Here is an 8605-nt window from a genome sequence, read left to right as displayed (position 1 = left end):
CTGCGGCGTTTTCAGATTCTTCGCGAGCAAGCTCGCTCCTACAGGGGGGTGTTGTCCACAAGATCACGGTCAGTACATTGGTTCCGCCGCCTTCGCGAGCGAGGCGATTGCAGTACACCCGCTAAATCGGAATCGGCTGTCAGCCCTTCGCCTGGCGCGGCGCTCCGATCCAGTGGATCGCCAAGGCAATGAGCCCCAGGGCAATGCCGAACTCCACAATCCCTGACCAGCCAAACCGCGTCATCAGCCAGCCGCTGACCGCCGCACCGACCGCACCGCCGAAGAAGGTGGCCGTCATGTACAAACTGTTGATGCGACCCTGCGCCTTCGGATCTACCGCAAAAGCGCGCGTCTGGTTGGACACCAGCCCCGACTGCACACCGATGTCCAGCACGACCACCCCAAGCACCAGCAATGCCATCGATGTCTGTGCCCCGGCCAGCAGCAGATAGGCCAGGGTGACGATGCCGATGCTGGCGCCTATCACGCTGCGTGAACCCAAGCGGTCAGTCGCACGACCACCCAAAGACGCCGCCAGTGCACCCGCCGCGCCGATGATGCCGAAGCCGCCGGCCCAGGCGCTGCCCAGCTGGAACGGACCATTGGCCAGCAATGCCGCCAGGTTGACCCAGAAGGCATTGAAGCAGGCCCACAGCAGTGCCTGGACAAACATCGACTGGCGAATTGCCGAGTTGTCGCGCATCAATGGCCACAGCGAAGCCAGTAGGCGCGGGTAGGACAGGTTGGTACTGGGCACGCCTTTGGGCAGCAATGCCGCCGCAGCAATCCACACCGGGATCATGAACGCCGCCTCCAGGCCATACACCGCACGCCAGCCCCAGGCTTCACCCACCACGCCGGCGATGGTGCGCCCGAGCAGGATGCCGACCATGATGCCGCTGACCACCGTGCCGACGTTGCGCCCGCGTTCGCTGGGCTTGGACATGACGGCGGCGAACGGCACCAGTTGCTGAGGTACGCAGCTGACGATGCCAAGGCCGAACGAAGCGGCGATCAGGGTGCCGACGCTGGGCGAGAGGGCCGCCGCGATGGCGAAGCAGAACGCCAGGGCAATCTGGCCCAGCACCAGTTTGCGTCGATCGAAGCGGTCGCCCATGGGCAGCAGCAGCGCAAGGCCAGTGGCGAAGCCCAGCAATGCAGAGCCAGCGACCAGGTCGACGGTGGTCAGGTCCAGGCCCAGGTCTGAGGCGATCAGAGGCAGGATCGGCTGGGTGCAGTAGATGTTGGTAATCACCGCGCCGGCGATGATCGCCATCATGATGATCTTGCCGCGAGACGCGACCGCAGGCGCGGATGAACTCTCGGAGGTTAAGGGCAGGGCGCTCACGGCACTCTCCTTTCAGGTGGGCTTGGCTGCGCGAAGAGGATCGCGCGCGGGATGAGTGCTCACCTTAACCACTCGCCTAAAACTGGATAATCCCCTAGGATCGGGAATCATCCTTCCATAATTTGATAGGGCCTCATGAACCGTCTTGAATCCATGTCGGTGCTGATCGCGGTGGTGGACTCGGGCAGTCTGTCGGGCGCCGCGCGCAAGCTCGGCATGCCGCTGGCCACGGTCAGTCGCAAAGTCGCGGAGCTGGAATCACACCTGAGCACGCGGCTGCTGCATCGCACCACCCGACAACTGTCGCTGACCGAAGCCGGCGCCTCCTACGTGGCGGCTTGCCGGCGCATTCTTGAAGACATTGGCGAAGCCGAGCGCGCCGCGACCGGCGAATACGCTACGCCCAAAGGTGAACTGGTGGTCACTGCCCCGGTGGTGTTCGGGCGCTTGCATCTGGTGCCGGTGGTGGCGGAATTTCTCGCCCACTATCCGGAAATCGAAATCAACCTGATGCTCACCGATCGCGTGGTGCATCTGATGGAAGAGCATTGTGATGTCGCGGTGCGCATTGGCGCTTTGCCCGACAGCTCACTGATGGCGGTGAAGGTCGGCGCCGTGCGTCGGGTGGTGTGTGCCAGTCCCGATTACCTGGCGGCCCATGGTACACCCGCGACGCCCGCGGACCTGGCCGAACACCAATGCATCACCGTCCAAGTGCTGGCGTCCGTGGGCGCCTGGGTGTTCGAGACGGGTAAATCACAGGTGTCCGTGCCCGTTCACTCACGGCTGACCATCAACACGGTGGAAGCGGCCATCGATGCGGCGATGCTCGGGGCGGGGGTGATCCGGGTGTTGTCCTATCAAGTTGCCGATGCCCTGAACAAGGATGCGTTGCGAGTGGTGCTCGAACCCTTTGAATCGTCTGCGCTGCCGATCAGCCTGGTGCACAAGGGGCAGGCGCCTTTGCCGCTCAAGTTGCGCGCGTTCCTCGATTTCGTGACCCTGCGCCTGCGAGCGCGCACTGCAGGCCAGGCAACCGCGCAGTAACGCGTTTACTGTAGGAGCGAGCTCGCTCGCGATGGAGGTCAACGATGAAGCGGGGTGCCTGAATGCCCGCGGTGTGCTGACGCTCATCGCGAGCGAGCTCGCTCCTACAGGGTTCAGCGCAAACACCAACCTTTCACAAAACCTTCATCAAATGGTCCACCCAGCGACATGTGCGAGTCATAGGGCTGACACAGCCCGTGCCTAAAGTCGGTTGAACTCAAATGCGGCCATGGACGGCTGTTCAACCAGACAGAGAAGCCCATGAACGCAGCTATCCATGTCGATCATCTGAACAAGACCTTTGCGCGTAAAACCGCACTGGTTGACCTCGACCTGACCATTGCGGCCGGTGAGATGGTCGCGCTGATCGGCGCGTCCGGTTCCGGCAAATCCACCTTGCTGCGCCACCTCGCGGGCCTGGCCTGTTGCGACAAGAACAATGGCGGCAGCGTCAAGGTACTGGGGCGGGAAGTGCAGGCCAGCGGACGGCTCAATGGCAAGGTGCGGCGCCTGCGGGCCGACATCGGCTACATCTTCCAGCAGTTCAACCTGGTCAATCGCCTGAGTGTGCTGGACAACGTGCTGCTCGGTGGCCTGGGGCGCATGCCCCGCTGGCGCGGCAACCTGTGCCTGTTCAATGCACAGGAAAAACAGTTCGCAATGGAGTCCCTGGACCGCGTCGGCCTGGCTGACCTGGCGGCGCAACGCGCCTCGACCCTGTCCGGTGGCCAGCAGCAGCGCGTGGCCATTGCCCGCGCCCTGACCCAGCGGGCAGAAGTGATTCTGGCGGACGAACCCATTGCCTCCCTCGACCCGGAATCGGCGCGCAAGGTCATGGAAATCCTCGCCGACATCAATCGCCGTGACGGCAAGACCGTGGTCGTAACCCTGCATCAAGTCGACTACGCCACCCGTTATTGCCCGCGTGCCGTGGCCCTCAAGGGCGGGCGCATTCATTTCGACGGCCGCGCCGCCGAGCTCAGCGCTCAGTTCCTCAACGATTTGTACGGTGCCGACATCGACACCAGTCTGATGTGCTCCGACCACATTCGCCCCGCCGAAGCCGTGCCGCGGCTGGTGCTGGCGCGCGCTTGAACCTCCTTGATTCCCACCGTTCAACCTCAGGAAGCCTTTCCATGCTGAACCGTATCGGTCGCGTTGTCGCTGGCGCAGCTCTGCTCGCCAGTTGTGTACTGGGCACCGCCCAGGCTGAAGAAAAAGCCATCAACTTCGGCATCATGTCCACCGAGTCGTCGCAGAACCTCAAGAGTATCTGGCAACCGTTCCTCGACGACATGCAGAAGAAAACCGGGCTGAAGGTCAACGCCACCTTCGCCTCTGACTATGCCGGCCTGATCCAGGGCATGCGCTTCAACAAGGTCGACGTGGCCTGGCTGGGCAACAAGGCCGCCATCGAAGCGGTGGACCGTTCCAACGGCGAAATCTTCGCCCAGACCGCTGCCGCCAGCGGTGCCGCCGGCTACTGGAGCGTGTTGATCGCGCGCAAGGACAGCCCGATCAACTCCGTTGACGACATGCTGAAAAACGCCAAGAACCTGACCTTCGGCAACGGCGACCCGAACTCCACCTCGGGCTACCTGGTGCCGGGCTACTACGTGTTCGCCAAGAACAACGTCGACGCGGCCACCGCGTTCAAACGCACGCTCAATTCCAGCCATGAAGTCAACGCCCTGAGCGTGGCCAAGGGTCAACTGGACGTGGCGACCTTCAACACCGAAAGCTGGGATCGCCTGGAAGTCACCCAGCCGGACAAGGCCGCGATGCTCAAAGTCATCTGGAAATCGCCGCTGATCCCCGCGGACCCGCTGGTGTGGAGCAAGGCGCTGAGCGACAGCGAGAAGCAGAAGATCCGCGATTTCATCTTCAGTTATGGCGACACCGATTCCGAGAAAGCCGTGCTGGCGGGCATGCAGCTTGGCAAGTTCCTGAAGTCCAGCGACGACCAGTTGCTGCCGATCCGTCAGCTCGAACTGTTCAAGCAGCGCACCACCATCAGTGCCGACAGCAAGCTAGAAGCGGCGGACAAGGCCAAGAAACTGGCCGACATCGACGCTGAACTGGCCAAGCTGCAAGAGCGCATCAGCGTGCTCGAGAAGACCAACAAGACCGCTGCCAACGCAGGCTGATCCACGACGCGAACCCTTGTGGGAGCGGGCTTGCTCGCGAAAGCGGTGTGTCATTCAACACATCGGCGGCTGATCTATCGCTTTTTCGCGAGCAAGCCCGCTCCCACATTGGTTTTCGTTGGCCAATGCATTCGCACATTTTTAGAGAACGCCAATGACCACTCTTCACGCTGAAGCTGTCGGCAAGCGCACCTGGCCGCAGTACGCCGGTTGGGGCCTGTTCCTGGTCCTGTTGGCCTGGGCCTGGCACGGCGCCGAGATGAACCCAATGGCGCTGTACCGCGACGCCGGAAACATGGCGACCTTCGCCGCGGATTTCTTCCCGCCGGACTTCCATGAATGGCGCGCCTACCTCAAGGAAATGATCGTCACCGTCCAAATCGCCCTGTGGGGCACGGTGCTGGCGATTGTCTGCTCGGTGCCGCTGGGCATCCTCTGTTCGGAAAACATCACGCCCTGGTGGATTCACCAACCGCTGCGCCGGGTGATGGACGCCTTCCGTTCGATCAACGAAATGGTCTTCGCCATGTTGTTCGTGGTGGCGGTGGGCCTGGGGCCGTTCGCCGGTGTCCTGGCGCTGTGGATCAGCACCACCGGTGTCCTCGCCAAGCTGTTCGCCGAAGCCGTGGAAGCGATTGACCCAGGCCCGGTCGAAGGCGTGCGCGCCACCGGCGCCAGTGCCTTGCAGGAGGTGATCTACGGCGTGATCCCGCAAGTGATGCCGCTGTGGGTGTCCTACGCGCTGTACCGCTTCGAAGCCAACGTACGCTCGGCGACGGTGGTGGGGATGGTCGGTGCCGGCGGGATCGGGGTGATCCTCTGGGAGAACATCCGCGCTTTCCAGTTCGTTCAGACCTGCGCTGTGTTGCTGGTGATCATCGTCGTCGTCAGCCTGATCGACATCTTCTCGCAACGCCTGCGCAAGCAGTTCATCTGACTTTTCGGAGGGGTGCCTGCGGGCGCTTTTTTTAAAGCATGCAGTTGTCTAGACAAGATGAGCCGGTGTACCGCGAGCTGGCCGACATTCTGCGTCGGGAACTGGCGGGCTACAGCGCCGGGGAGTTCCTGCCGGCCGAGGTGCTGCTGGCCGAACGCTTCGGCGTCAACCGCCACACCGTGCGCCGCGCCATCGATGAGCTGGTGTTCGAAGGCAGCCTGCTGCGGCGCCAGGGCAAGGGCACGCAGGTGCTGGAACGGCCGCTGATCTACCCGATGGCCGCCGACAGTGCCTACAGCCAGTCGCTGTCGGCCCAGGGCCTGGGCGTCGAAGCGGTGCTGCTCAAGCGCCGTTACTGCTTCGCCAGTCGTGAAGAGGCGCTGCACCTGGGCATCGCCGAGATGGCGCCGATGATCGAACTGCAAACCCTGCGCAAGCTCGACAACCAACCGGTCAGCCTGATCCGCCATCGCTATTGCGCCAGCCACGCGCCGTTGCTGGCGGACTACACCGGCGGCTCGCTGCGCCAGTACCTGCGCGAGCGGGACCTGCCGCTGACCCGCACCCAAAGCCTGATCGGCGCCCGTTTGCCCAACCGCGAAGAAGCCGCGCTGCTGATGATGCCTCGGCATTTGCCGGCCCTGAGTGTGTTCACCCTTTCCCGCGATCGCGATGGCCGCGCGGTGGAGCTGGCCCAGTCCACCAGCCGTTCCGATCGCTTCCAGTACCAGGTCGTCACCTGATGGAGAACGTCATGAATCACCCTGTTGCACACGCCGAACGCCAGCGCTGGATCGGCGTATTGGCCCGCGCCCGTTCAAGCGAACTGCAGGCACATGAAGCCGCCTTGCGCGACGTCGAGTACCAACTGATCCGCGCCCCGGAAATCGGCATGACCCTGGTCCGCGGCCGCATGGGCGGCAACGGCGCGCCGTTCAACGTCGGCGAAATGAGCGTGACCCGCTGCGTGGTGCGCCTGGCCGACGGCCGCACCGGTTACAGCTACCTGGCGGGGCGCGACAAGGTCCACGCCGAACTGGCCGCGCTGGCCGACGCGCATCTGCAAGGCCCCCGGCAGCACCATTGGTTCGAGCAAATCATCACCCCGCTGGCCAGCGCCCAGGCCGAGCGCCGGGCCCTGAAAGAGGCGGACACCGCCGCCACCAAAGTCGAATTCTTCACCCTCGTGCGAGGAGAAAACTGATGAGCGCACAGTTGTTGCAACCGGCCTTCGCCGATCCTGTGCTGGATAGCCAGCGCGGGTTTCGCGCGGCCATTAAGGCCCTGGCCGGGCCCGGCCTGGTCCAGACCCTGCAGGCCACGCCGAGCCTCGAAGGCCTGGCGCCGGCCACCTATGCCCTGTGCCTGGCGCTGCTGGATGTCGACACCCCGCTGTGGCTGGCGCCGTCGTTCGACACAGCGCTGATCCGCGCGAACCTGGCGTTCCATTGTGGTTGCCCATTGACCGCGGACCGCGAGACCGCCCGATTCGCCTTGCTCGGCGCCGACGATCTGCTCGACCTCAACGGCTTCGACCACGGCAACGACCGCTACCCCGATCAGTCCTGCACCTTGCTCGTTCAATTGCCGAATCTGAATGGCGGGACAGGGCTGGCTTGGCGCGGACCGGGGATCGAAACCGAACACCAGGTCGCGCTGCCGGTCGCCGACGGCTTCTGGGGCGAACGTGAACGCCGCAACGAATTTCCCCGTGGCCTGGACCTGTTTTTCACCGCCGGCCATGACCTGATCGGCCTGCCGCGCAGCACCCGCATCACACAGGAGCGTGTCTGATGTACGTAGCCGTCAAGGGTGGCGAACAGGCCATCGACAATGCCCACCGTCTGCTGGCGAAAAAACGCCGGGGCGATACCTCGGTCACCGAACTGAGTGTCGAGCAGATCCGTCAGCAACTGCCGCTGGCAGTGGCGCGGGTGATGAGCGAGGGCTCGCTGTACGACGAAGAACTAGCCGCACTGGCGATCAAGCAAGCGGCCGGGGACCTGGTGGAAGCGATCTTCCTGCTGCGCGCCTACCGCACCACGCTGCCGCGCTTCAGCCCGAGCCTGCCGATCGACACCGCCGACATGCTGCTCAGCCGGCGCCTGTCCGCCACCTTCAAGGATGTGCCTGGTGGCCAACTGCTGGGGCCGACCTTCGATTACACCCATCGCCTGCTCGACTTTGCCCTGCTCGCTGAAGGTGAGTACCCGGGGCCGCAGACCACCCAGAACGCCAGCCTCGACGCCTGCCCGCGGGTGCTCGGCCTGCTGGCCAAGGAAGGCTTGATCAAGAACGAATCCGACAACAGCTACACGGTGGCCGACATCACCCGCGACCCGCTGGAGTTGCCCTCCAGCCGTGCCGAACGCCTGCAAGCCCTGGCTCGTGGCGATGAGGGTTTTCTGTTGGCGCTGGGTTACTCGACCCAACGCGGCTATGGCCGCAACCACCCGTTCGCCGGGGAAATCCGCATCGGTGACGTCGAGGTGTGGATCGACCCGGAAGAACTCGGGTTCCCGATCTGCCTGGGCAGCATCGAAGTGACCGAGTGCGAGATGGTCAACCAGTTTGTGGGCTCGGCCACGGAGTTGGCGCAGTTCACCCGCGGCTACGGCCTGGCCTTCGGACACGCCGAACGCAAGGCCATGGGCATGGCGCTGGTCGACCGCGCCCTGCGTGCCAAGGAATTCAACGAAGAAATCGAGTCCCCGGCGCAGCAGGAAGAATTCGTGCTGATGCACTGCGACAACGTCGAGGCCGCCGGCTTTGTCTCGCACCTCAAATTACCTCACTACGTGGACTTCCAGGCCGAACTGGAACTGATCCGCAAACTGCGCAAGCCGGCCGAGGGCAGCGACCATGAATGACATGAGCCAGACGCCCGTACGCGACGCGGCGTATAACTTCGCCTACCTCGATGAACAGACCAAACGCATGATCCGCCGCGCCTTGCTCAAGGCCGTGGCGATCCCCGGTTACCAGGTACCGTTCGGTGGCCGCGAAATGCCGTTGCCCTACGGCTGGGGCACCGGCGGCATGCAGTTGACCGCGGCGATTCTTGGCGACGATGACGTGCTCAAGGTGATTGACCAGGGCGCCGACGACACCACCAACGCCGTGTCG

General features: G+C 63.7%; 10 protein-coding genes. 9 read left to right on the top strand and 1 reads right to left on the bottom strand.

The features are described 5' to 3' along the window. Window positions 1–139: 139 nt before the first annotated feature. On the bottom strand, window positions 140–1348 hold the full coding sequence (locus tag B0W55_RS27580; protein ID WP_077049069.1) for an MFS transporter: 1209 nt from the start codon (window positions 1346–1348) through the stop codon (window positions 140–142). A 135-nt stretch (window positions 1349–1483) separates the two neighbouring features. On the opposite strand from B0W55_RS27580, the gene B0W55_RS27575 reads away from it, so the two are divergent. From B0W55_RS27575 to B0W55_RS27535, 9 genes are all read left to right on the top strand, one after another. After that, window positions 1484–2395, top strand: a complete 912-nt coding sequence (locus B0W55_RS27575) for a LysR family transcriptional regulator (protein ID WP_175645580.1) — start codon at window positions 1484–1486, stop codon at window positions 2393–2395. A gap of 261 nt (window positions 2396–2656) precedes the next feature. Further along, window positions 2657–3490 (top strand): phosphonate ABC transporter ATP-binding protein, encoded by an 834-nt coding sequence (gene phnC, locus B0W55_RS27570; protein WP_077049067.1) that lies wholly within the window; start codon window positions 2657–2659, stop codon window positions 3488–3490. A gap of 41 nt (window positions 3491–3531) precedes the next feature. Continuing rightward, the gene (gene phnD, locus B0W55_RS27565; protein WP_077049066.1) at window positions 3532–4542 is read left to right on the top strand and encodes a phosphonate ABC transporter substrate-binding protein; all 1011 of its coding nucleotides are present in this window, start codon (window positions 3532–3534) and stop codon (window positions 4540–4542) included. A 154-nt stretch (window positions 4543–4696) separates the two neighbouring features. Further along, window positions 4697–5479, top strand: a complete 783-nt coding sequence (gene phnE, locus B0W55_RS27560) for a phosphonate ABC transporter, permease protein PhnE (RefSeq protein WP_077049065.1) — start codon at window positions 4697–4699, stop codon at window positions 5477–5479. A gap of 38 nt (window positions 5480–5517) precedes the next feature. Then, window positions 5518–6222 (top strand): phosphonate metabolism transcriptional regulator PhnF, encoded by a 705-nt coding sequence (phnF, locus tag B0W55_RS27555; protein WP_077049064.1) that lies wholly within the window; start codon window positions 5518–5520, stop codon window positions 6220–6222. 11 nt (window positions 6223–6233) lie between these two features. Beyond that, a complete protein-coding gene (gene phnG, locus B0W55_RS27550) occupies window positions 6234–6683 on the top strand; it encodes a phosphonate C-P lyase system protein PhnG (protein ID WP_077049063.1) in 450 nt (149 codons plus the stop codon). Beyond that, window positions 6683–7273, top strand: a complete 591-nt coding sequence (gene phnH, locus B0W55_RS27545; RefSeq protein WP_077049062.1) for a phosphonate C-P lyase system protein PhnH — start codon at window positions 6683–6685, stop codon at window positions 7271–7273. The genes phnG and phnH overlap by 1 nt, the downstream gene beginning before the upstream one ends. Beyond that, window positions 7273–8349: a carbon-phosphorus lyase complex subunit PhnI gene (locus tag B0W55_RS27540; RefSeq protein WP_077049061.1), complete on the top strand. Its 1077-nt coding sequence runs from the start codon at window positions 7273–7275 to the stop codon at window positions 8347–8349. Before phnH ends, B0W55_RS27540 begins: the two co-directional genes overlap by 1 nt. After that, window positions 8342–8605 (top strand): alpha-D-ribose 1-methylphosphonate 5-phosphate C-P-lyase PhnJ (locus B0W55_RS27535; protein ID WP_175645578.1); only part of this gene is annotated, 264 nt, incomplete at its 3' end. The genes B0W55_RS27540 and B0W55_RS27535, both read left to right, overlap by 8 nt.

Origin of the sequence: Pseudomonas sp. KK4 (assembly GCF_001984065.1) — a bacterium.
Classification (GTDB): domain Bacteria; phylum Pseudomonadota; class Gammaproteobacteria; order Pseudomonadales; family Pseudomonadaceae; genus Aquipseudomonas.
The sequence above is the reverse complement of the archived record's forward strand: the minus strand, read 5'-3'. Positions and strand labels throughout refer to the sequence as shown.

Excerpts from the sequence above, each read along its gene's own strand:
- B0W55_RS27575 (WP_175645580.1), top strand. The coding sequence starts at position 1,484 with ATGAACCGTCTTGAATCCATGTCGGTGCTGATCGCGGTGGTGGACTCG.
- phnC (WP_077049067.1), top strand. The coding sequence starts at position 2,657 with ATGAACGCAGCTATCCATGTCGATCATCTGAACAAGACCTTTGCGCGT.
- phnD (WP_077049066.1), top strand. The coding sequence starts at position 3,532 with ATGCTGAACCGTATCGGTCGCGTTGTCGCTGGCGCAGCTCTGCTCGCC.
- phnE (WP_077049065.1), top strand. The coding sequence starts at position 4,697 with ATGACCACTCTTCACGCTGAAGCTGTCGGCAAGCGCACCTGGCCGCAG.
- phnF (WP_077049064.1), top strand. The coding sequence starts at position 5,518 with ATGCAGTTGTCTAGACAAGATGAGCCGGTGTACCGCGAGCTGGCCGAC.
- phnG (WP_077049063.1), top strand. The coding sequence starts at position 6,234 with ATGAATCACCCTGTTGCACACGCCGAACGCCAGCGCTGGATCGGCGTA.
- phnH (WP_077049062.1), top strand. The coding sequence starts at position 6,683 with ATGAGCGCACAGTTGTTGCAACCGGCCTTCGCCGATCCTGTGCTGGAT.
- B0W55_RS27540 (WP_077049061.1), top strand. The coding sequence starts at position 7,273 with ATGTACGTAGCCGTCAAGGGTGGCGAACAGGCCATCGACAATGCCCAC.